Annotated in this window: 24 protein-coding genes; 15 read left to right on the forward strand and 9 right to left on the reverse strand. The window is 75.3% G+C overall.

Going from position 1 to position 21,661, the window contains the following annotated elements; translation table 11 throughout:
• Nucleotides 1–63: 63 nt before the first annotated feature.
• Nucleotides 64–816, reverse strand: a complete 753-nt coding sequence (locus C8054_RS04595; protein ID WP_107155459.1) for a GNAT family N-acetyltransferase — start codon at nt 814–816, stop codon at nt 64–66.
• Nucleotides 817–1,081: 265 nt separating this feature from the next.
• On the opposite strand from C8054_RS04595, the gene C8054_RS04600 reads away from it, so the two are divergent.
• The gene (locus C8054_RS04600) at nt 1,082–1,363 is read left to right on the forward strand and encodes a DUF2277 domain-containing protein (RefSeq protein WP_107155460.1); all 282 of its coding nucleotides are present in this window, start codon (nt 1,082–1,084) and stop codon (nt 1,361–1,363) included.
• Between the two features lie 72 nt (nt 1,364–1,435).
• Here C8054_RS04600 and C8054_RS04605 read toward each other — a convergent pair whose 3' ends face one another.
• The gene (locus C8054_RS04605) at nt 1,436–2,653 is read right to left on the reverse strand and encodes a hypothetical protein (protein ID WP_107155461.1); all 1,218 of its coding nucleotides are present in this window, start codon (nt 2,651–2,653) and stop codon (nt 1,436–1,438) included.
• Between the two features lie 42 nt (nt 2,654–2,695).
• Nucleotides 2,696–3,208, reverse strand: a complete 513-nt coding sequence (locus C8054_RS04610; protein WP_107155646.1) for an NUDIX hydrolase — start codon at nt 3,206–3,208, stop codon at nt 2,696–2,698.
• Between the two features lie 108 nt (nt 3,209–3,316).
• On the opposite strand from C8054_RS04610, the gene C8054_RS04615 reads away from it, so the two are divergent.
• A complete protein-coding gene (locus C8054_RS04615; RefSeq protein ID WP_158273808.1) occupies nt 3,317–4,054 on the forward strand; it encodes a trans-aconitate 2-methyltransferase in 738 nt (245 codons plus the stop codon).
• Nucleotides 4,055–4,110: 56 nt separating this feature from the next.
• On the opposite strand, the gene C8054_RS04620 is transcribed toward C8054_RS04615, so the two are convergent.
• Nucleotides 4,111–4,707, reverse strand: coding sequence for a DUF4291 domain-containing protein (locus tag C8054_RS04620; protein ID WP_107155463.1), 597 nt, complete (start codon nt 4,705–4,707; stop codon nt 4,111–4,113).
• A 75-nt stretch (nt 4,708–4,782) separates the two neighbouring features.
• Here C8054_RS04620 and C8054_RS04625 point away from each other — a divergent pair, with 75 nt between their 5' ends.
• On the forward strand, nt 4,783–5,277 hold the full coding sequence (locus C8054_RS04625; RefSeq protein ID WP_107155464.1) for a type II toxin-antitoxin system PemK/MazF family toxin: 495 nt from the start codon (nt 4,783–4,785) through the stop codon (nt 5,275–5,277).
• A 79-nt stretch (nt 5,278–5,356) separates the two neighbouring features.
• On the opposite strand, the gene C8054_RS04630 is transcribed toward C8054_RS04625, so the two are convergent.
• Nucleotides 5,357–5,992, reverse strand: coding sequence for a GGDEF domain-containing protein (locus C8054_RS04630; RefSeq protein ID WP_107155465.1), 636 nt, complete (start codon nt 5,990–5,992; stop codon nt 5,357–5,359).
• 220 nt (nt 5,993–6,212) lie between these two features.
• Here C8054_RS04630 and C8054_RS04635 point away from each other — a divergent pair, with 220 nt between their 5' ends.
• The 5 genes from C8054_RS04635 (at nt 6,213) to C8054_RS04655 (ending at nt 10,778) form a co-directional block, all read left to right on the forward strand.
• Nucleotides 6,213–6,470 carry a DUF397 domain-containing protein gene (locus C8054_RS04635; RefSeq protein WP_107155466.1) on the forward strand — a complete coding sequence of 86 codons (258 nt, stop codon included), beginning with the start codon at nt 6,213–6,215 and terminating at the stop codon, nt 6,468–6,470.
• 104 nt (nt 6,471–6,574) lie between these two features.
• Nucleotides 6,575–7,462: a helix-turn-helix transcriptional regulator gene (locus C8054_RS04640; protein WP_107155467.1), complete on the forward strand. Its 888-nt coding sequence runs from the start codon at nt 6,575–6,577 to the stop codon at nt 7,460–7,462.
• Nucleotides 7,463–7,556: 94 nt separating this feature from the next.
• Nucleotides 7,557–8,402, forward strand: coding sequence for an SAM-dependent methyltransferase (locus tag C8054_RS04645; protein WP_107155647.1), 846 nt, complete (start codon nt 7,557–7,559; stop codon nt 8,400–8,402).
• A gap of 72 nt (nt 8,403–8,474) precedes the next feature.
• Entirely contained in the window at nt 8,475–9,965 is a 1,491-nt protein-coding gene (locus C8054_RS04650; RefSeq protein WP_107155468.1) for a serine/threonine-protein kinase, read from the forward strand.
• 51 nt (nt 9,966–10,016) lie between these two features.
• A complete protein-coding gene (locus C8054_RS04655; protein WP_107155469.1) occupies nt 10,017–10,778 on the forward strand; it encodes a DedA family protein in 762 nt (253 codons plus the stop codon).
• Here the strand turns inward: C8054_RS04655 and C8054_RS04660 are convergent.
• Nucleotides 10,763–12,118, reverse strand: coding sequence for a S9 family peptidase (locus tag C8054_RS04660; RefSeq protein ID WP_107155470.1), 1,356 nt, complete (start codon nt 12,116–12,118; stop codon nt 10,763–10,765). The genes C8054_RS04655 and C8054_RS04660 overlap by 16 nt on opposite strands.
• A 196-nt stretch (nt 12,119–12,314) precedes the next feature.
• Between C8054_RS04660 and C8054_RS04665 the strand changes: the two genes are divergently transcribed.
• Nucleotides 12,315–13,151 carry a hypothetical protein gene (locus C8054_RS04665; protein ID WP_107155471.1) on the forward strand — a complete coding sequence of 279 codons (837 nt, stop codon included), beginning with the start codon at nt 12,315–12,317 and terminating at the stop codon, nt 13,149–13,151.
• Between the two features lie 16 nt (nt 13,152–13,167).
• The gene (locus C8054_RS04670; protein WP_107155472.1) at nt 13,168–14,139 is read left to right on the forward strand and encodes a pirin family protein; all 972 of its coding nucleotides are present in this window, start codon (nt 13,168–13,170) and stop codon (nt 14,137–14,139) included.
• Nucleotides 14,140–14,442: 303 nt separating this feature from the next.
• Here the strand turns inward: C8054_RS04670 and C8054_RS04675 are convergent, their stop codons facing one another.
• Nucleotides 14,443–14,712 (reverse strand): DUF2795 domain-containing protein, encoded by a 270-nt coding sequence (locus tag C8054_RS04675; protein ID WP_107155473.1) that lies wholly within the window; start codon nt 14,710–14,712, stop codon nt 14,443–14,445.
• A 141-nt stretch (nt 14,713–14,853) separates the two neighbouring features.
• Between C8054_RS04675 and C8054_RS04680 the strand changes: the two genes are divergently transcribed.
• The gene (locus C8054_RS04680) at nt 14,854–15,261 is read left to right on the forward strand and encodes a DUF2267 domain-containing protein (RefSeq protein WP_107155474.1); all 408 of its coding nucleotides are present in this window, start codon (nt 14,854–14,856) and stop codon (nt 15,259–15,261) included.
• Nucleotides 15,262–15,627: 366 nt separating this feature from the next.
• On the opposite strand, the gene C8054_RS04685 is transcribed toward C8054_RS04680, so the two are convergent.
• Entirely contained in the window at nt 15,628–16,779 is a 1,152-nt protein-coding gene (locus C8054_RS04685) for a CaiB/BaiF CoA-transferase family protein (RefSeq protein WP_199199523.1), read from the reverse strand.
• 254 nt (nt 16,780–17,033) lie between these two features.
• Between C8054_RS04685 and C8054_RS04690 the strand changes: the two genes are divergently transcribed.
• The 4 genes from C8054_RS04690 to C8054_RS04705 all read left to right on the forward strand — a co-directional run bounded on the left by C8054_RS04690 (nt 17,034) and on the right by C8054_RS04705 (nt 19,794).
• On the forward strand, nt 17,034–18,068 hold the full coding sequence (locus tag C8054_RS04690) for a TerC family protein (RefSeq protein ID WP_107155476.1): 1,035 nt from the start codon (nt 17,034–17,036) through the stop codon (nt 18,066–18,068).
• A gap of 64 nt (nt 18,069–18,132) precedes the next feature.
• A complete protein-coding gene (locus C8054_RS04695; protein ID WP_199199524.1) occupies nt 18,133–18,723 on the forward strand; it encodes a sulfite oxidase-like oxidoreductase in 591 nt (196 codons plus the stop codon).
• A 1-nt stretch (nt 18,724) separates the two neighbouring features.
• Nucleotides 18,725–19,483 carry a ferredoxin reductase gene (locus tag C8054_RS04700; RefSeq protein ID WP_107155478.1) on the forward strand — a complete coding sequence of 253 codons (759 nt, stop codon included), beginning with the start codon at nt 18,725–18,727 and terminating at the stop codon, nt 19,481–19,483.
• A 17-nt stretch (nt 19,484–19,500) separates the two neighbouring features.
• Nucleotides 19,501–19,794, forward strand: a complete 294-nt coding sequence (locus C8054_RS04705; RefSeq protein ID WP_107155648.1) for a DUF6510 family protein — start codon at nt 19,501–19,503, stop codon at nt 19,792–19,794.
• A gap of 16 nt (nt 19,795–19,810) precedes the next feature.
• On the opposite strand, the gene C8054_RS04710 is transcribed toward C8054_RS04705, so the two are convergent.
• Entirely contained in the window at nt 19,811–21,499 is a 1,689-nt protein-coding gene (locus tag C8054_RS04710; RefSeq protein WP_199199526.1) for a glycosyltransferase family 2 protein, read from the reverse strand.
• Between the last annotated feature and the right edge of the window lie 162 nt (nt 21,500–21,661).

The following is a 21,661-nucleotide window of genomic DNA, read 5'->3' on the forward strand; positions in this document are numbered from 1 at the left end:
GATCAAGGAGTTCGCGTCGGTTCCCGAGCCCGGGGCCGACGCGAACTCCTTGTTCGCCGGGGGTCAGGTCATGGCGAGGTAGAGGCGTTCGCCGGCGGGTAGGTAGCCGACGCGCTGGTACACCCGCCACGACTCCGCCCCGCCGGCCTCCAGCCAGGCGACCTGGGCGCCCGCGGCGAAGAGTCGCCGGGTCGTCTCGGCGGTGATCGCGCCGGCCAGCCCCCGGCGGCGGTACGGCTCGCGGACGGCGATGCCGGCCACCTCGCTCACCCCGTCGGTGGGCCGGGCCGCCCCGCCGCCACCCAGGCAGGCGCCGGACCCGGCGACCGCCATGACGGCCACGCCGCCGGCCTCCTGCTGGCGCCGGAGCCGGGCGACGTCCGCGGCGGTGGCCGGCGCGGCCTCGCCGAAGGCGTCGTTCTGTGCGCCGATCAACGCGGCGCGCTGCTCGTCGTCGTCCGGTTCGACCAGTGCGACGTCGTCGGGCGTGGGTGGCGTCCGCAGGGTGTCGGGCACACAGAGCAGGTAGGTGTGCCGGGCTTCCGGGACGAACCCGGCGGCGAGCAGCAGCGCCTCCAGGGCGGGGGCGCAACTGGCGACGTACTCCAGGCGGGGGCGACGCCCCGCCGCCCGGAAGGCGTCGATCAGCGCGGTGACGTCGGCCGCGGTGACGGCCTCGCCGGGACGCGGCGTGGCGTAGTTGATGTGCGGGCTGGCCGTGGTCGGGTCGACACCCACCACGAACGGCCCCACGTCCAGGGCCGCGGGGCGCGTCGACAGAGTGGCGACGACGCTTTGTTGGATGCGAGCATCCATGATCAACTTAATGCTCCGATGCAGGAGAGAAACGACGGTGGACGGACATGCGTCGGACCGCCGAACCGTGGCCGTACGGCGCGACGGGTCATCCGTCACGCGGTCGACACTCAGGCGGCCGCTCGGCCTACCTGGATCACAGGCGTCATTCCCTCATGCGTGGTGCCACGCCGATCGCGTGGTCGGGGCAACGGTGCCGCACCCGACGGCGGCCTGTCAAGCCTCGGTCGGTGCGGGTGTCGGTGCGGGCTGGCATGGTGGAGGCATGTGCCGGAACATTCGCGTGCTCCACAACTTCGAGCCGCCCGCGACCGATGACGAGATCGAAGCCGCCGCCGTGCAGTACGTGCGCAAGGTCAGCGGCGCCACCCGGCCGTCCGCGGCCAACCAGGCGGCGTTCGACGAGGCGGTCCGTGCCGTCGCGGCCGCCACCCGGACCCTGCTGGACGGCCTCGTGACGACGGCGCCGTCCCGGGACCGCGAGGTGGAGGCCGCGAAGGCCAGGGCGCGGGCCGCCGAACGGTACGGGCCGCGGACGGCGTCCTGAGCCGATCCGCAGCGCCGCCGACCCGGGGCCGCGGAACGCGACCCGTCGGCCCGGGGGCACGAGCCGCCCGCGTCAGGCGGCCTCGTCGGCGGGGACCTCCGCCGGGTCCGTGATCCACGCGGAGTAGACGGGCAGGGCGTGCCACGGGCCGCCGGCGGCGTCCGTGGCCACCGCCACCACCGCGTACGGGTGGCCGAAGCGCAGGTCGGCGACCCGGGCCACACCCTCCGGAGGCAGCCCGGCCACCATCCCGAACGCGGTCACCGCCGCGGCCTCGAAGCCGTAGCGACCGAACCGGGCCACCGCCGACTGCGCCGCGGAGAACGGCGGCTCGGCCAACCCGAGCAGTCCGCCCAGCGCCCGCGCCGCCGCGTCGAAGCCGAACCCGGCCGACGTCAGGTCGTGCCGGCTCTCCGCCGCCCAGCACGGCAGCACGGCGGTGGCGCGCTCCTCCCGGCCGTCCCGGGCGAACGTCCGGGACGGCTGCTCACGCACCGTCCCGAGTGGGCCCTCGCCCAGCGGCAGGTCGAACAACGACCGCTGCCCGGGCACCGGCCCGTCCGGCGCGACAGCGGCGGCCACGGCCACCTGCTGCGCGGCGGCCAGCACCACGTCGGACGGCACCTGCGGCGCGGCGGCCACGGACACCACCAGCATCCCGGCGCCGTCGTCGCCCGCGCGCGCCGGCGCCACGTGCACCGCGACGTCACCGGCCCGTTCGGTGCCCACCACCGCGCAGCGGTGCCCGACCGGCGGCGTCCGCAGCACCTGCCGCAACCGGCCGGCCCACGCGCTGCCCGCGCCCAGCTCCCCGGCCGGGGCCAGCTCGAACGGGTCGGCCCAGGACACCCGGGTGGCCAGCGCGCTCGCCAGGACGAGCAGCGTCTCCGGCGCGACGTCGACCGGGAACCGCCGCACCAGGCCACCGGTGCGGTCCCGGGCCCACGCGTCCAGCGCCGCCTGGTCCGGCAGTGGTCCGCGCTCGGTCCGCTCGGGCAGCCCGGCCCGCCACCCGGTCAACTCCTCGAACGGCGTCCGCTCCCACAGCGCGGTGGCCGCGGCGACCATCGGGTGCGGCGCGGCCAGCAGTGCCCGGGCCGACGCGGCGGCGTCGTCCGGGTCGACCCCGAGCGCCTCGCCGAGCGTCGCCCGGGCCTGTCCGGTGGCGGCCGGACCGGTGAGCGCCAGCAGCAGCCAGGCGCCCAGCGGCGACGCGACGTGGTGGGTGTCGCCGGCGGCGGTGTGCAGCCGTTCGGCGTACCGGGCCAGGGGGGCGTGGAGTGGATTCATCCGTCCCACTCTGCCGGTTGAGGCACCCGTCGGCACGCCGGCTCAGGACCACAGTTCGAACGGCTCGTCGATCTCCTCGCCGGCCAGGAACGTCGGCAGCAGCTCAGGCAGCCGGCCGGGATAGCAGCGCGGCCGCTCCGCGAGCACCTCGGCCACCGGCCACCAGCGGAACCCGAAGTAGTCCTCCACCTCGTAGTCCATCCGCTGGGCGCCGTCCACGTCCGGTCCCGGCCCGGGCAGCCGCACCGGCACCACCACCTCGTCCTGGAGGTGCCGGCGCTGCCGGTGCCGGAAACTGGCCCGCCGTCGCCAACTGGGCGCGCCGATCGCAGCCGGCGCGACCACGATGCCCGTCTCCTCGCGCAGCTCCCGCACCGCCGCCTCCCGGTACGTCTCACCCGGGTCCAGCCCACCGCCCGGCAGTTCCCACCACACCCCCAGGTCGGGATGCTCCGGGTCGCGGGTGTGGAACAGCAGCAGCCGATCGGCGGTGTCGAGCACCACCAGCCGCACGGCGCGGCGCTCGAACAGCGGCAGATCGCGTGGCAACTCCATGCCGGGCAGCGTAGACAGGGACCCGCTCCGCGCTTCCGTACCCACCGCAGCGCGGACAGTCCGGCGGGACCGGGTGCGACCCCGTCCGGATCTGGGAGGATGGCGGCCATGTCGCAACTGTTCGGGGAGACGGCCGGCACGTACCACGAGGCCCGACCGGGCTACCCGACCGAGCTCGCGGACGCGATCCGCGCCCACCACGGCGGACCGCTCGGCACCCTGGTCGAGATCGGCGCCGGCACCGGACTCGCCACCGCCGTGCTGCTCGGTCTCGGCGCGACCACGACCTGCGTCGAGCCGGACGCGCGGATGGCCACCGTGCTCGCCGAGCGGTTCCCGGGCGTCCGCGTGGTGACCGCGAGCTTCGAGCAGTGGCCCCCGCCGGCCGGCGGCGTCGACGTGCTGGCCTGCGCGATGGCCTGGCACTGGCTCGACCCGGCCACCCGCAACCGGCGCGCGCACGACGCGTTGCGTCCCGGCGGCACGCTCGCCGTCCTCAGCCACCGCTACGCCTACGTCGAGGCGGCGCAGGCCGAGGCGATCCGGGCCGCGTTCACCTCCGCCGACCCGGGCGACCGGGGCGACCGCGCCGACGGCTGGTTCCACGACGACATCGCCGACAGCGGCTGCTTCACCGACCTGCGACTGTCCCGGTTCCGCCGGTCGGTGCCGCTGGACACCGCCGCCTACCTGCGACTCGTCGACACGTTCTCACCGCAGCTGCGCCGTCCGCCCGAGTTGCGCGAGCGGGTCCGCGCCGCGGTCGGCGCCGCGGTCGACGGCTTCGGCGGCACGGTCCTGCTGGACCTGCGCACCACGCTCGTCCTGGCCCGCCGCCCGGGCTGACCGCCCGCCGGGCCCGCCACCCGGACCGCCGGCAGGGGTGCCGCCGACCCGGACGGTCAGTCGGCGTCGATCACGCGCGCCACCTCCGGCGGCAACGGGTACGGCCGTTCCCGCGGGAGCAGCGCCGTCGCGCCGGCCTCGTCGCCGGCGGTGAGCCGGCCGTGCACCGACCGGGCCAGCGCGGTGACGTCGGTGAGGCCGACCAGCCACTCGTCGACGTACCGCCGGACCGCCTCGCCGGAGAGGCCCACCTGCACCGACCGGTGGGACAGCGGGGCCAGCCGCAGCGACCGTTCCGGGTCCCACTGCACGCGAACCGGGCTGGCCCGCAGGGCCCGACGCCAGGCGTCCCGGTCCGGGTGCAGCCGCGGGTCGTGGTCGCTGAGGCAGGCGTGCCGAAGCGCCCACTCGAACCCGGCGCGGCTGATCTCGACCGCGAGCACCCGTTCCTGGCCGGGCTTGAGCGCCCAGCCGCAGCGGTACATCATCCAGCGGAACGACGGCTTGACCCAGGTCATCCGCTCCCGCTTGAACGGCGGCACGAACCGGCCGGCGGCCAGCGCCGCGTCGGCGATCTCCGCCGGGTACGCCTGGTAGACGGTGACGGTGCCGTCGGTGAAGGCGGCCCGGATCTGGTGGCGGGGAACGGTCACCGCCGCATGGTGGCGAACCGGGCGGTGGGCCCGCCACCGGTTTCCCCCGCGCGCCGACCCGCTAGGCTGCCGGACGTGGCAGGTCTGTTGAGGAACGTGGCGTCCCGGCTCGGTCGGATCACCGGGGGTGCCGCCGCGCCGGCCCGCCCGGGCGGACCGATTCCGGCGCAGGTCGCGCGCCGGCGCCAGGTCAGCGCGTTGCAGCGCCGCGAGCTGTCGTACGCGCCGGAGCCGGACGGGCAGGCCGACCCGGGGGAGATCGTCTGGACCTGGGTGCCCTACGAGGACGACCCGCGGCAGGGCAAGGACCGGCCGGTGCTGGTGGTGGGCCGGCAGAGCCGCACGCTGTTCGGGCTGATGTTGTCCAGTCAGGGCGAGCGGGACGGCCAGCGGCACTGGCTGTCGCTCGGCCCGGGGGAGTGGGACCGGGACCGACGGCCGAGCTGGGTGCGCCTGGACCGGGTGCTCACCATGCGCGAGGACAGCATCCGCCGGGAGGGCGCGGTGCTGGACCGGCCCCGGTTCGACCGGGTCGGCCAGGCGCTGCGCGCCGGCTACGGCTGGCGCTGAGCCACCGGCTCGCGGAGTTCACGCCCGCCCGGAGTCCACGCCCGCCCGGAGGGCCGGACGGCGCTGACCCTCGGCCGGGTCAGTGCTCGGCGACGAGTTGGCGGGGTGGGCGGACGGCGCCGAGCGTCTTCGCCTCGTACATGGCGGCGTCGGCGCGGCACAGCGCGTCCGTGAGCTGGGCGGGGCCGTGCACCGGGGCGAGCCCGACCGAGGCGGTGACCCGGATGCTGCGCCCGCCGAGCGGGATCGGCGCGGCCAGCGCCTCGCAGAGCCGGCGGGTGGCGTGCTCGATCCAGCGCCGGTCGGCGGTGGGGCTGGCCAGCAGGCCGGCGAACTCGTCACCGCCGAGTCGGGCCACCAGGTTGTTGCCGGCGAAGGCGGCCAGTCGTTGGGCCACGCTGACCAGCACCTGGTCCCCGGCGGCGTGCCCGTAGCGGTCGTTCACCTGTTTGAAGCCGTTCAGGTCGAGCACCACCGCCACCAGGGGCTGCCCGGCGGGATCGGTGAGCAGGGCGGCGGCCAGCCGGAAGAAGGCGCGGCGGTTGGGCAGCCCGGTGAGCGGGTCGTGGCTGGCGGCGTGCCGCTCGGCGGCCAGCTCCGCCTGGAGCAGTTCCAGCTCGGCCTCGGCGCGGACGGCCCGGCGGCGGAGCTGCCAGGCGGAGAGCAGCGCGCCGGCGGCGGAGATGCCGGAGGCGACGGTCATCGGATCCGGCACGCGCCCTCCTCACCAGTCCCCGGCCGCGCGCAGCGGCTTCCGAGGGCCGGGTTCAGGTCACCGAAAGTGAGCGACCCGGCACACCGTAGTTCGGTTATCATGCTCGCTGTCCATTGCAGATGCAATAGCAGATGCACGTGCATTCCAAACCTCAGTCGACAGACGTCGCCACCCACCGCCCCTCCCCGCGGCCTCGGCTGGCTCTTCCCGAAGGACGCCCATGCAATCGCCCCCGAACGGCGTACCCGTGACCGAGTTGCCCCCGATGCAGTGGTTGAAGAGTCGCCGCAGCAATCCCAGCGGCAACTGCGTCGAGCTGGCCGAGCTGCCCGGCGGCAGCGGCATCGCGGTACGCAACTCCCGGCACCCCGACGGGCCGGCGTTGATCTACACCGTGGACGAGATCGAGGCGTTCGTGCTCGGCGCCCGGGACGGGGACTTCGACCACCTGATCCCGCCGTCCCGTGGACGGGACTGATTCCACCGTCCGGAGGAGTTCACCTCACTGTCGGTTCATGGCATGCTTACTCGTCGGCCGGGAGGGCACCCGGTCGGGAGCAGCCGGGATGCGAGGGCGGTCAGGTGGTCACGGTGCCCGTCGAGGGTGGACCGACAAGTGGTCCCACGGTGCTGCGCATGCTGCTCGGTGCGCAGCTGCGCCGCCTGCGGGAGGGCGCCGGAGTCAGCCGGGAGGGTGCCGGCTGGGAGATCCGCTCCTCCGAGTCCAAGATCAGCCGGATGGAGCTGGGTCGGGTCGGCTTCAAGGAACGCGATGTCGCCGACCTGCTCACGCTCTACGGCGTCACCGCGCCGGACGAGCGCGCCGCGCTGCTCAAGCTGGCCCGGGACGCGAACAGCCCGGGCTGGTGGCACCGCTACGGCGACGTGCTGCCCGCCTGGTTCCAGTCCTACCTGGGGCTGGAGGCCGCCGCCGCGCTGATCCGCACGTACGAGGTGCAGTTCGTGCCGGGCCTGCTGCAGACCGCCGCGTACGCGCGGGAGGTGATCCTGCTCGGGCACCGCGGCGCCGCGCCGATGGAGCTGGACCGGCGCGTCGACCTGCGGATGGAGCGCCAGGAGCTGCTGCGTCGCGCCAACCCGCCGCAGCTGTGGGCGGTGCTGGACGAGGCGGTGCTGCGGCGGCCGATCGGCGGCGCCGCGGTGATGCGTGAGCAGCTGGACGCACTGATCGAGGCGACCGCCGCGCCGCACGTGCGGCTCCAGATCGTCCCGTTCACCGCCGGTGGGCACGCGGCCGCCAGCGGCGCGTTCAGCATCCTGCGCTTCGGCGACGAGGACCTGCCGGACATCGTCTACATCGAGCAGTTGACCAGCGCCATCTACCTCGACAAGCGCGACGACCTCGACTACTACGCCGAGGCGATGGAGCGGCTGTGCGTCGAGGCCGCGCCGCCGGAGCGCACCCCGGAGCTGCTGGCCCGGGTCCGCGACGAGCTCTACCCGGCCTGACCGTCGCCGCGGCGGGCTATACCATGACCGGCGACCGGAGACAGTGGACGCACGTCCGCCCCGCAACGGTGGCGTGCGAGTCGTGGAGGCGGCCTTGACCAGCGAGACGAGCGGCACGGCGACCGAGCCGGGCCACCCGGCCGACCGGATCGACACCTCGGTGGCCCACCCGGCCCGGCGGTACAACTACTGGCTCGGCGGCAAGGACAACTTCCAGGCCGACCGGGAGTCCGGCGACGCGATGGCCGCCGCCTTCCCGACGATCCGGCTCAGCGCGCTGGAGAACCGGCGGTTCCTGCGGCGCGCGGTCCGGCACCTGGCCGCCGAGGCGGGCATCCGCCAGTTCCTCGACATCGGCACCGGCATCCCGACCGCGGACAACACGCACGAGGTGGCCCAGGCCGCCGACCCGCGCGCCCGGGTGGTCTACGTCGACAACGACCCGATCGTGCTGGCCCACGCCCGGGCGCTGCTCACCAGCTCACCCGAGGGCGCCACCGCCTACCTCGACGCGGACCTGCGCGACCCGGAGAAGATCCTCGCCCACCCCGACCTGCGCCGCACGCTGGACCTGTCCGAGCCGGTCGCGTTGATGCTCATCGCGGTGCTGCACTTCGTGCCGGACCCGGACGACCCCTACGCCACGGTCGGCCGGCTGCTGGACGCGCTGCCTTCCGGCAGCTACCTGGTCGCCTCGCACGCCACCCACGACCACCTGCCGGCCCCGCTCGCGAACGAGGCGAGGGCGGCGGCCCGCGGCGGCCCGCACGGCACCATCAACCTGCGTGGCCGGGACGAGTTCGTGCGCTTCTTCGCCGGCCTCGACATGGTCGAGCCGGGCGTCTGCTCGGTGGCCGAGTGGCGCGCCGACGGCGAGCCCGAGCCGCGACCCTCGGCGGCCGACGTCAGCATGTACGGCGGGGTGGCCCGCAAGCCCTGACCGACGCGCCGCCCGGCACGAGCCGGATGCGGGTTGGTGCGGCCCGGGGGTGGCCGGGCAGACTGGGGGATCATGTCGCCGTTCACGCCCGACCTCCGGCTGCACGACCGGTACGTCCTGCGCGAGCGCATCGGGCTCGGCGGGATGTCCGAGGTGTGGCGCGCCGACGACGAGGTGTTGCACCGTCCGGTCGCGGTCAAGGCGCTCGCCGGACGGCTCGCCGCCGACCCGCAGCTGCGCGCCACCATCCAGCGTGAGGCCCGCGCCGCCGCGCGGCTCACCCACCCGCACGTGACCCAGGTGTACGACTACGGCGAGGCCACGCTGCCCGGCGGGGTGGTGACGCCGTACCTGGTGATGGAGCTGGTGGCCGGTCAGACACTTGCCGACCGGCTGGCCGGCGGGCCGCTGGCCTGGCCGGACGCGCTCCGGACCGCCGGGCAGGTGGCCGCCGCGCTGGCCGCCGCGCACCGGATCGGCGTGGTGCACCGGGACGTGAAGCCGGCCAACGTGATGCTCACCGAGACCGGCGCGAAGGTGCTCGACTTCGGCATCGCCGCGCCGGCCGGCCCGCACCAACCGGCTGCCGGGCCGGCCGGTGAACCGCTGGCCGGCACCCCTGCCTACTTCGCCCCGGAACGACTCGATCCCGGGCCCACCCACCCGGCCGGTGACGTGTACGCGCTCGGCGCGCTGCTCTACCGCAGCCTCACCGGTCGGCCCCCGCTGCCGGTGCGGACCTGGGACGACGTGGTCGACCTGCGGGACCGGCGTCCCCCGGTGCCGCCGCTGCGGGTGCCCGGGCTGCCCGCCGACGTCGCCGACCTGGTGCTGGACTGCCTGGCCCTCGACCCGGCCCGGCGACCCACCGCCGCCCGGGTCGCCGACCGGCTCGGCGCCGGCCGCCCGGTCGACCCGCCGACCGCGGTCCTGCCCACGGTCTCCCGGGTGGCGCACCCGGCCACGCTGATCGAGCGGCCCGCCGTGGGGGCCCGCCCGGTCCCGCCGACCCGCCCGGAGGTCCCGCCGAACCGGCTCACCGGCGTGCTGGTCGCCGGCGCGGTGGTGCTGCTGCTCGCGCTGGTCGGCGCGTTGGTCTTCGACAGCCGCGCCGGGACGCCGCGGGCCGCCACGCCGTCGGTCGTGGTCCCACCGCCCGCGTCCGCGTCGAGCAGCGCCCGCCCGGCGCCGACCCGCGTCGCGCCGTCGTCGGCGGCGACCGAGCCGGTCACCGCCCGACAGCTCGCGGACCGCTTCACCGCTCTGCTGGACCGCGCCGAGGCGGCCCGGCTGATCGACCGCAAGACCGCCGACGACCTGCGGAAGAAGGCAGCCGAGCTGGACCGGGGCAAGCTCAGGGACCGTGCCAAGCGGGTCGAGGACCTGCACGAGCGGATCGAGGACGCGGCCGAGGACGACAAGCTCGACGGCGCCACCGCCGCCGCGCTGCGCCGGCTGCTCGACGCCTACGACCGGTTGCGTGGCGGGCGGCTGACCGGCCGGCGTCGGACGGTCCGGCCGGGTGACCGCGACCCGGCCGGGCGATCCGCGGTTCGGCCGTAACCGGTGCCGCTTTCCGTGGTCGCCGGTCGGGTTGCCCCGTACCGTGGTCGGATGATCGGAAACGCACAGCTGCTCGCCGGCCCCCGGGTGAGTGCCGCGCGGGCCGCGGAGCCGGCCGGCGAAGGACCCGTCGGCTGGGTCACCGGCCTGGTGGAACGCCTCGGCGGCCCCGGGGCCGGGCTCGCGGTGGCGCTGGAGAACCTGTTCCCGCCCATTCCCAGCGAGGTCATCCTGCCGCTGGCCGGGTTCACCGCCAGCCAGGGCCGGATGAGCCTGTTCGGCGCGATCGCCTGGACCACGCTCGGGTCGGTGCTGGGCGCGCTGGCGCTCTACTACGTCGGGGCGGCGCTCGGGCGGGACCGGATGCGCGCCCTGGCCGGCCGGTTGCCGCTGATCAAGCTGGCGGACGTGGATCGCACCGAGGCGTGGTTCCTGCGGCACGGCGTCAAGGCCGTCTTCTTCGGCCGGATGATCCCGATCTTCCGAAGCCTGATCTCGATCCCGGCCGGCGTGGAACGGATGCCGGTGCCGGTGTTCCTGCTCTTCACCACGCTGGGCAGCCTGATCTGGAACTCCGCGTTCGTGCTCGCCGGCTATCTGCTGGGCGAGAACTGGCACGTGGTCGAGGCGTACGTCGGCACGCTCCAGAACGTGGTCATCCTGGCGGTCGTGGGCGGTGTCGGCTGGTTCGTGGTGAGCCGGGTCCGCCGCAACCGCCGGTCCACCCCGGACGCGCCGGCGGCCCCGCCCCGGCCGGGCACGGTCTACCGGGGCGGCTGGTACGGCGCCGACGACGATCAGCAGGCCGGGTAGAGGCGGCGGGTGCCGGTGCCGGCGGCCCAGGCGGCCGGGTCGCTGAACCGGCAGCCGAAGCCCGGCGCCGCCACCGCCCGGGGATCGGTGACCGGGTCGCCGGCCGGGCGCTGGCCGGTGCGGACCCAGCGGGTCAGGTCGTCCCAGGCGGCGCCGGCCTCGGCGGGGCTGAACTCGCAGTGCTGTGTGCTGCGGACCGCCCGTTGCACCAGCAGCCGGGACCGGCCGTGCCGGGCCACGTCGCGGGCGTACGCCTGCTCCATCCGGAACGGCACGAAGAGGTCACCGAGGCCGTGCAGGCTGAGCACCGGCACGGTGGGGCGGCCGGCGATCCGGGGCACCTCGGTCAGGCCGGGGGAGAGCCGCTGCCGGAGGTTCTCCGGCGCGACCCGCTGCACGGTGGCGTTCAGGTCCACCGGCTGGTTCGGGGCGTACCTGGTGAACAGGTTCGTGGCGAGCTGGCCGGGCCGCTGGGCGGGGGAGTCGCCGCCGTTGGTGGTGGCGATGCCGAACAGGAAGTCCTTCCACACCGCGAACGCCGCGTCGGTGCCCGGCCGGACGCCGCCGGAGCGGGCCACGGTGACCGCACGCAGCTGTTTGCCGAGCGCGTTCGTGGTGTCCGGGCCGGTGGGCGTGAGGCCGGCCAGCCCGGTCGCCACCTGGATGCGGGGCACCGCGTTCGTCAGGTAGTCGGCCGGCGGTGGGTAGGCGCGCACGCCGGTCAGCGCCTGCGCGACCAGGTTGTAGTCCAGCAGGTAGTCGAACAGCTCCTGGTCGCCGAGCACCCCGCACATCGGCAGCGCGCCGGCGTAGTAGCCCGGGTACTGCTCCAGCGAGCGGCCGATGACGTGCCCGCCCAGGGAGACGCCGGCGATGAGCACCCGGTGCGGCCGTCGCACGGTGCGCGCGAACAGGTCGGCGAGGGCCCGGGTGCCGAGCACGCCCGAGCGGACGTCGTAGCCGTTGCGGTCGTACGAGGAGGACGCCCAGGCGTACCCCTGGGACAGCAGGCGCTGCCGCAGGTCGAACGCGGGCGGCTCGGGGGAGAGTTCGGTGCCCTGGCCGCGGTAGCCGTGCGCCCACATCACCAGGTCGCCGTTCCACGTCGCCGGGACCTCGACGACGTAGCCGGCGTGCGCGTGCACGCCCTGCCGGACGGTGGTGGCGGCGCCGTCCACGACAAGCGGCGGCAGCGGCGGGTTGACGATGGTGTAGCCGGGCAGCGGCTGGTTGCCGTCGTCGTGGCCGGCGGCGTGCGCGGGCGCCGCGCCGACCAGGCCGAGCGCGAGCGCGAGGGCGGCGCCGGCGGCGAGCAGCCGGCGGGTGGGTGAGGTCTGCATCGCTGCTCCCCGGGGACGGGTGCCGCCCCGGGGCGCGGGGCGGCGGGGCGGGACGGATGCCTACCGGCCGGTAGCGACCTGAACCTAGGCCGGGCGTCGAGGGCTGTCAATCGTTGACGGACCGGCCGCCGCCGGAATGAACCGTGGCGGAAACGGAGCCGTATGACCCGGTGGGGACCGGCGAGAGGGGACGACCATGACGGCATCCGGGGACGACGCCGACCTGCCCGACACCCGGTGGTCCGGCGCCGCCCGCTGGCTGTCCGCCGCCGCCGTGCTGGTGGTCGTGCTCGGCGCGGTGGCGGTCGCGGTGACGCTGTCCAACCCGGCCCGTCTCGGGGTGGTCTTCTCGGGCGGCCCGCCGCCCTCGCCGGCCGCCGACCCGGGCGGCTCCGGCGGTGTCGGTGGTGCCGAGGTGGCCGCCACCGAGACGCTCACCGCGCCGCGCGGGGACCGACGGCGGGCCGACTTCGAACTGGTCGACGGCCTGACCAGCTTCACGCTGCGGGCCGCCGACCTGGGCGACGACCTGTACCGGATCGGCGCGCCGGACGACGCCGGCGTGACGCCCCGCCCGCGGGTGGACGGCGACCGGGTCCGGCTGCGGATCGTCGAGAACGGCCGCGCCGGGCCGGCCGCCGTCGAGGTGGTGCTCAACGCCCGGCTGACCTGGCGGGTACGACTCGTCGGTGGCGTGCGTGAGCAGCGGCTCGACCTGGGCGCGGCCCGGCTCGCCGGGGTCGAGCTGATCGGCGGCGCGTCGCGTACCCGATTGTTGTTGCCGCCGCTCGACGGCACGCTCACCGTGCGGATGACCGGCGGGGTCAGTGAGCTGACGGTGACCGTGCCGGGCGGGCCACCGGCCCGGGTGCGGGTGGCGTCCGGCGCCGGCTCGCTGGCCGTGTACGACGAGCGCCGCGCCGGCATCGCCGCCGGGGACGTGGTCAGCTCACCGGGCTGGGACCGGGCGGCGGACCGGCTCTACCTCGACCTGGTGGCCGGCGCGAACGCGGTGAGCGTCACCGCGGACTGAGCGTACAGTTCGGGCGGTGGACCGTACCGAATCGCTGCCCGCGCAGACGCTTCCACCCGGCGTCGGCGCCACCGACCCGGGCAGCGTGCTGCTGCCCGGCCACGACGTCCCGCTCGGCCGCTACACCACGGTTCGTCGGCTGCTGCCGCAGCGGCAGCGGCGGATGGTCGGCGCGTGGTGCTTCGTCGACCACTTCGGCCCGGACGACGTGGCGCAGCGGCCCGGCATGGAGGTGCCGCCGCACCCGCACACCGGCCTCCAGACCGTCACCTGGCTGCTCGACGGCGAGATCCTGCACCGGGACAGCCTCGGCAACGTGCAACCGATCCGCCCCGGCCAGCTCAACGTGATGACCTCCGGCCGGGGCATCGCCCACTCGGAGCGCTCACCGCTGGTCCACCCGCCGCTGATGCACGGCGTGCAGCTCTGGGTCGCGCTGCCCGACCCGGCCCGGGCCGGCGACCCGGACTTCGCCCACCACGCCGAGCTGCCCCGGTGGCGCGACGGCGACCTGGACCTGACGCTGCTCGTCGGGGAGTTCGGCGGGGTACGCTCACCGGCCGTCGCGCACACCCCGCTGCTCGGCGCGCAGCTCGAGGCGCACGGTCCGGCGGCGGCCACGCTGCGGTTGCGGCCCGACTTCGAGTACGCGCTGCTGGCGATGTCCGGCTCGGCCGAGGCGGACGACGTGGCGTTCGCCCCGGGAGCGCTGCTCTACCTGGGTGCCGGCCGGACGGCGCTGACGGTGCGTGCCGCGCCGGGCAGCCGGCTGCTGCTGCTCGGCGGCGCGCCGTTCGACGAACCACTGGTGATGTGGTGGAACTTCGTCGGCCGCTCGCACGAGGAGGTCGCCGCCGCGCGGGAGGACTGGATGGCCGGTCGCCGGTTCGGCACGGTCGCCGCCGACGACGCCCCTCCGCTGCCCGCGCCCGCGCTGCCCACCACCCGGCTCAAGGCCCGCGACCGCAGCGGCGGCGTCCGCGGCTGAGGCACGTGCCGCCGGACACACTTTCCGGAATCTCACCCGTTCGGCTGATGGCCCGTCGTATGATGATCGTGGCAGTGATGCCCGCCCGGTTCGGGCGAACATCCACCGCCTGGTGATCGCGACCCGGTTCGGGCGCGCACCGTCAGGGCCAGGTGTTGCGTGGCGCCCCAGGTCGCGGTTCGTGACCCGGGGCGCCCGCCTGTCGCCGGGCCCGGCCGGGCCCCGCCAGGCCCCGCCAACCGGTGCGCCGTCGCGCACGGCGTCGCGCCCGGCCGCGACGCGACCGGGCGGTGCCGGACGGGCTCAGATGCGGCGCACGTGCTGTGAGACGCGGGAATGGTCGTCCCGGGCCTGGGCGGCCCGCTGTGACCGGCTGACCTCGGGGGCCGCGTCGATGCCGGCCGACCGCGCCACCTCGGTGCCGTTGGCGTAGTCCACCGGCGGCAACGCGCGCAACGCCCGCAACACGTCGGGCGGCGCGCCCTCCCGTTCCGCCTCGCGGATGACGTCGTTCTTCCCGGCCGGGTAGTCCAGCGCGGACAGGTACTCAAGGACGTCCGAATAGCTCGCCATGGGTCGGGCTCCTCGCGCCAGTCGTCGGGGTCGTGACCGCGCGGCGGTTACCCGCAACGCGGCGGCTCACGCCCCGGTCTCGCGCGTTTCCGCCGCGCCGGGACGGGTAGCCGCCTGCGCGCACCGAAGGGGGTACCACCGATGGACCACCACACGTTCGTGGCCCGGGTCGCCGGACGCACCGGCACCGCCGAGGACCGGGCCGCGACGCTCACCGCCGCCACGCTGGGGACGCTCGCCGAGCGGCTGACCGGCGGCGAGGCGCTGGACCTCGCCGCGCAACTGCCGAAGCCGCTGCGGGGGGCGCTCAACCCGCAGCCGCACACCGAGGCGGCCGAACGGTTCGGGGCGGTCGAGTTCGTCGCCCGGGTCGCCCGCCGGGCCGGCTGCGACGAGAACACCGCCCGGGGCGCGGCGCGGGCGGTGTTCGCCACGCTGCGCGAGGCGATCAGCGGTGGCGAGTTCGCCGACGTGGTGGTGCAGTTGCCCCGGGACTACCGGGACCTGGTGGAGCCGGCGCTCGCGCCCGTCACCACCCGCCGACGCTGACGCCGTCCGGTGCCGGCCATTGCCCGGCCATTGCCCGGCAATGGCCGGCGTGGGACCACGCTGGATCCGGCCCGCACCGAAGATGGACACCGTCCGTCACGGCGGCCGGGGCCGGCACTGTCACCCGGAACCGCCTTTGCTCTGCAGCCACGGGCGCATCACACACCGGGAGTAACCACGCCGGTTCCATCGTCCGCCCGCACGGACACCCTCGACGACCAGCTCACGGCCCCGCTGCGCCGATGGCTGCAGAGCAAAGGGGCCGCTGGCGGCACCTGCCGCCCGTGCCGCGGGGAAACGGAGAGTGACCACGGCGGCAGTTGCGCAGAGTGAGGTGTCGCGGTTCGGGCGGTTCGCGCCGCGCGCTCAGCCGACCGCGCCGGCGGCGCGCAGCGCGGCGATCCGGGCGGCGTCCACGCCGGCGTCGGCCAGCACCTCGTCGGTGTGCTCGCCCGGTCGCGGCGGCGGGCGCCGGACCGCGGTCGGCGTGGCCGAGAAGCGTGGCGCCGGGGCCGGCTGCACGACGCCGTCCGGCGCGACGAAGACGTCCCGGGCGGCCAGATGCGGATGCCGGGGCGCCTCCGCCCAGTCGAGCACCGGCGCCACGCAGGCGTCCGTGCCGGCCAGCAGCTCCGCCCACTCGTCCCGGGTCCGGGTCCGGAACAGCCGCGCCCAGGCCGCCCGCAACGCCGGCCAGTTCGCCGGGTCGTCGCGGTCCGGCGCGTCGTCGCCGTCCAGCGGGAAACCGGTGAGCCGGACCAGTTCGGCGTAGAACTGCGGCTCCAACGCGCCCACCGCCACGTAGCGCCCGTCGGCGCACTCGTACGTGTCGTAGAACGGCGCGCCGCCGTCGAGCAGGTTCGCGCCCCGTGGGTCCTGCCACAGGCCGAGGCCGCGCAGCGCGTGGATCTGGGTGGCCAGCACCGACACACCGTCCACGATGGCCGCGTCGACCACCTGGCCGGGCGCCCCACCGCGGACCGCGTACACGGCCGCGACCACGCCAAGGGCCAGCATCATGCCGCCGCCGCCGAAGTCGCCGAGCAGGTTCATCGGCGGCACCGGACGCTCGCCGGCCCGGCCCACCCCGTGCAGCGCGCCGGTCAGCGCCAGGTAGTCGATGTCGTGGCCGGCGGTCCGGGCGAGCGGCCCGTCCTGCCCCCAGCCGGTCATCCGCCCGTACACCAGGCGCGGGTTGGCGGCGAGGCACTCCTCCGGGCCGAGACCGAGCCGCTCGGCCACTCCCGGCCGGAAGCCCTCGACAAGCGCGTCCGCACCGGCCACCAGCGACAGCAGCAGCTCCCGGCCGTCCGGGTGCTTGAGGTCCAGCGCGATCGAGCGTCGGTTGCGGTTCAGCAGGTCGCCGGGGAACGCGCCGAACCCGCCGCCGCCCACCCGGTCCACCCGGACCACGTCCGCGCCGAGGTCGGCAAGCATCATGGCGGCGAACGGCCCCGGGCCGATGCCGGCCAGCTCGATCACCCGTACGCCGGTCAGCGGTCCGGTGGTGGTGGTCACCCGCGTCACCCTAGGGCTCCGGACCCCGGCACGCCACGGCCCCGACCGCCCGCACAGCGGTTGACCAGGGCAATCATCCGAGCCTCGACTTGGCGTCCGGCTCCGGGTGGCCTAGCCTTGGAACCGCGAGGGGAGTACTTCCCACGAACCATTCCGGTCAGTACGGCGAGCCCCGGGGGCGAGCCTCGGGTGGTTGCCCACGAAATCGTGGGTGAAGGAGACCTCGAACATGACACGGTGTTCGAGGAGGCCCCATGACCGAAGTGTCCTACCTGTCCGCCGCCGGCCTGTCGTCGGTGGGCACGCCCACGCTGTGGGCGGTGACGATCGCCGGCGTGCTCGCGTTGCTGGTGCTGGACTTCCTGGTCACCCGCAAGCCGCACGAGGTCTCCATCCGGGAGGCGCTCGGCTGGTCGGCCTTCTACATCGCGCTGCCGCTCGCGTTCGGCGCGTGGATCTGGTCCCGCTACGGCAGCCAGCAGGGCGTCGAGTACCTCACCGGTTACCTGGTCGAGAAGTCGCTCTCGGTCGACAACCTGTTCGTCTTCATGCTGCTGCTGGCCGCGTTCGCGGTGCCCGCCGTGCTCGCCCAGCGGGTGCTGCTCTACGGCATCGCCGGCGCGCTGGTGCTGCGCGCGATCTTCATCGCGCTCGGGGCCGCCGCCCTCCAGACGCTCGACTTCGCCTTCCTGCTCTTCGCGCTCATCCTGATCGCCACCGCGGTCAAGCTGCTGCGCGACGCCCTCTCCGGGCACGAGCAGGAGGTCGACATCAACAAGATGCGGTCCGTGCGGCTGCTGCGCAAGGTCATGCCGGTGGTGGAGGAGTACCACGGCACCCGGATGACCATCCGGCAGCACGGCCGGCGGGCGCTAACCCCGTTCGCGCTGGTCGTGGTCGCGGTGCTGGCCACCGACATCGTCTTCGCGGTCGACTCGGTGCCCGCCGTCTACGGCATCACCGAGGACCCGTACCTGGTCTTCGCCACCAACGCGTTCGCGCTGCTGGGCCTGCGCGCGCTCTACTTCGTGCTGCACGCGGCGCTCAGCCGGCTGGTGCACCTCAGCTACGGGCTCGCCGTCATCCTGGCGTTCATCGGGATCAAGCTCGGCCTGCACTGGGCACACGGCATCTGGAAGGGCGTGCCGGAGATCCCGACGCTGGCCTCGCTCGGCGTGATCATCGGAGTCCTGGTGATCGTCACCATCACCAGCCTCCGCGCCACCCGGGGCAGCGGCGACGGCGACCGCACCGTCGTGCACGAGACGCAGGGCGGAGGCCACGCCTGACGCCGTGCCCCGGGAAGCGGTGTGCCGTCGCGGCCGGGGGTGGTAGGACTGACGGGTGGGAATCGTGTCGCCGGGATTTCAGGGCCGGCCCCGTTCGTCAGCGCCGGACCTGCCACCGGGGCAGTACCTCACCGAGGACTTCCCGGTGCTCTCCGCCGGCCCGACGCCGCGCGTGGCGCCCGACACCTGGGAGTTCGTGCTGACCAGCGAGACCGGCGCGGAACACCGCTGGTCCTGGGACGAGCTGATGCGCCTGCCGCAGGAGACGCCGACGGTGGACCTGCACTGCGTCACCCGCTGGTCCAAGCTCGGCACCACCTGGCAGGGCGTCTCGCTGGACACGCTGCTCGACGGCGTGGACACCGACGCGAGCTACGCGCTGGCGCACTCGTACGGCGGCTACACCACCAACCTGCCCTTGGACGACCTGCGCGGCGGGCGGGCCTGGGTGGTGCACACGTACGACGGGCGCCCGCTGCCCGCCGAGCACGGCGGCCCGGCCCGGCTGCTCGTGCCGCACCTCTACCTGTGGAAGTCCGCCAAGTGGGTGCACGGCATCCGGCTGCTCGTCGACGACCGGCCCGGTTTCTGGGAGACCGCCGGCTACCACGACTACGGCGACCCGTGGCGCGAGCAGCGCTACCAGGGCGACTGAGGTGACCGCGCCGACCGCCGGCGGCCGGGCGGCGCCGCTGACCTGGCGGGTGGCCCGGCTGGTCGAGCGGCGGGTCGAGACGGCGACCGCCCAGACGCTGGTGCTGGACGTGCCCGGTTGGCCGGGGCACCTGCCCGGTCAGCACGTCGACCTGCGGCTGACCGCCGCCGACGGCTACCAGGCGGCCCGCTCGTACTCGCTCGCCGCCCCGGCGCAGGACGGGCGGATCGAGGTGACCGTGCAGCGGGTGACCGACGGCGAGGTGTCGCCGTACCTGGTCGACACGTACGCCGAGGGCGACCCGGTGGAGGTCCGCGGCCCGGTCGGCGGTTGGTTCGTCTGGCGGACCGACGGGACCGCGCCGGTGCTGCTGGTGGCCGGCGGTTCCGGGGTGGTGCCGCTGATGGCGATGATCCGGGCCCGCCGGGCGGCCGGCAGCCGGACGCCGTTCCGGCTGGTCTACTCGGTCCGGACCGCGGACGACGTGATCTACGCCGACGAGCTGCGCCGCCGGGCCCGCGACGACCAGGGCTTGGACGTCGCGTACGTCTACACCCGGCGGGCGCCCGAGGGGTGGCGGGGCGAGCCGCACCGGATCGGGCTGGCCGACGTGAACAGTCACGGCTGGCCGCCGGCGTTGGAGCCGCTCTGCTACGTCTGCGGTCCGACCGGATTCGTGGAGACCGTGGCCGACCTGCTGGTGGGGCTCGGCCATCCGACGCGGCGGGTGCGGACCGAACGGTTCGGCCCGACCGGCTGACGACCCGAGGAGGGCGCATGACGGAACTGTCCTACCTGGACGGCAACATGCTCGACGGACCGCTGCGGGAACTCCTCGCGGTCGACCTGAGCGCCACCACCGGGCGGTGCGACACCTGCGGCATGACCGGCCCGATGGCCGGCCTGCACGTCTACTCGCACGCACCCGGCCTGGTCGGGCGGTGCCCGGCGTGCACCGGCGTGATGGTGCGCCTGGTCCGCGCGCCGGAGCGGGCCTGGCTGGACCTGCGCGGCACCACGTACCTCCAGGTTCCCATGCCGCTGGAGCAGCGCCTCCGCCCCGCCCCCTGACCGGACGCGGCCGGCCTCAGGACGCGACGGTCAGGTGGCCCAGCTTCGCCGGCGCGGGTTCGGCGTGGTGGCCCGCGCGTTCGGGGACGCTCCCCGCCGGGACCGCCCCGGGCCGGGGCGGCGGGCCCGCCGGCCGTGTCGCGCCGGAGAGGCGACGTCGTACCCGACCGACGAGCTGCCCCACGGTCACCGGCACCACCGACAGGACGAGCTGCCCGTTGCGCGGATCGACGGTCGCGGCCACCCCGTACAGCCGGGCGCCGTGCCGCAGCAGCCGGGGCCGGCCGGCGGCCAGTCGGGGCGCCCGGACCGGCGCGCCGCCGCGGCCGTGCCCGCCGTCCACGTCGGCGCGGACCGGATGCCGCTGGCCGCTGGCCGCGCTGGCGGCGAGGAGCCGGTCGACCGGGAAGTCGGTGCGCACGGTCCGCCCGGTCGGGTCGGTGGCGTCCAGCCGGGTGGTCCCGGCGACCGGGCCGGCCACCAGCCGGACCGGCCCGGCCTCCGCGGCGAACCGGGGGTACGGGCTGCGCGCGGTCACCGTCACGGTCCGCCCGTCGACCCAGCTCACCTCGACGGTGTCCAGCCGGGCCAGCCAGTCGGCGCGGACGTCGGTGACGTCGGTCCACGCCGTCGGGGCACCCGGGTAGCCGGCGTGCCACCGCCCGGCCGCCACCAGCGTCGCCGGTACGCCCCGGCCGGTGTCCTGCGCGATGACCGCCAGCAACTCGTCGACGCCGCCGCCGGCCACCGCGCCCAGACGCAGCCGGGCCTCGATGTCGAGCCGGTCGCGGACCCCGTCGGTGACGTGCTGGTCGACCAGCCGGCGGACCGTCGCGTGGACCCGTTCCTGGGTGGCCCGGTCCAGCCGGCGGAAGTCGTCGCCGACCAGGTTGGCCAGCTCCAGCCCGACGTGCCGGCTCAGCACGGCGTTCCGACGCTCGCCGGCCGGGATCAGGTCGGCGACGAACGCGAACAGCCGTTCCACGCTCACCAGCCGCTGGTCGACCCGGCTGTGGTAGGTGATGTTGCGGGCGTCCAGCCGGCGTACCGCGTGGTAGTAGTCGTAGTCGGCGAGCACCGAGATCCGGCGGGCGTGGTAGCAGGCCGCCAGCGTGAACGGTTGGTCGCTGAGGACCGGCATGTCCTCGGGGAACCGCAGGCCGAGCCGGTCGACGAGGTCGCGGCGGAACAGCTTGGTGTTCGCCAGCGACCAGGGCAGCGCCGAGTCGAACAGGCTCACGTCGACCGCGTTGCCGGCGGCGAACACGTCGGCGAAGACGTGCCGGCCGTTGACGCCGACGACCTTGCCGAGCACCACGTCGGAGCCGTACCGGTCGGCGGTGGCGACCAGTCGTTCCAGCGCCTCGGGGCCGAGCCGGTCGTCCGAGCCGAGGAAGAAGACGTACCGGCCGGTGGCCAGCTCCAGCCCTCGGTTGCAGGGCGCGGCCGGGCCGCCCGAGTTGGCCTGGTGGACCACCCGCAGCGTGCCGGGGTGCCGGGCGGCGAGCCGGTCCAGCAGGCGACCGCTGCCGTCGGTGGACCCGTCGTCCACCGCCACGATCTCCATCCGGCCGGGTCCGATGGTCTGCCGCAGCAGCGAGTCGAGGCAGGGCCGCAGGTAGCGGAGCGTGTTGTAGACCGGCACGACCACGCTCACGTCGGGTCGGGTGGTCGGTGGGCGGTCTGTCGCCTCCTCGGCTGCCACAGCTGATCCTCCGTTGGTCGCGCGGCTTGTCCGACGCGACCGAGCGTGGTGGAGCGACCGGTCCGGGTGACGACACCGACGTGACGGCCAGATGACCGGCAGGCAGCCGTTGGATACGCCGAACGGGCCCGACCCCCGGTGCGTGGGGGTCGGGCCCGCTCG

This window comes from Micromonospora sp. RP3T, from assembly GCF_003027925.1.
In the GTDB taxonomy this organism is placed as follows: domain Bacteria; phylum Actinomycetota; class Actinomycetes; order Mycobacteriales; family Micromonosporaceae; genus Micromonospora.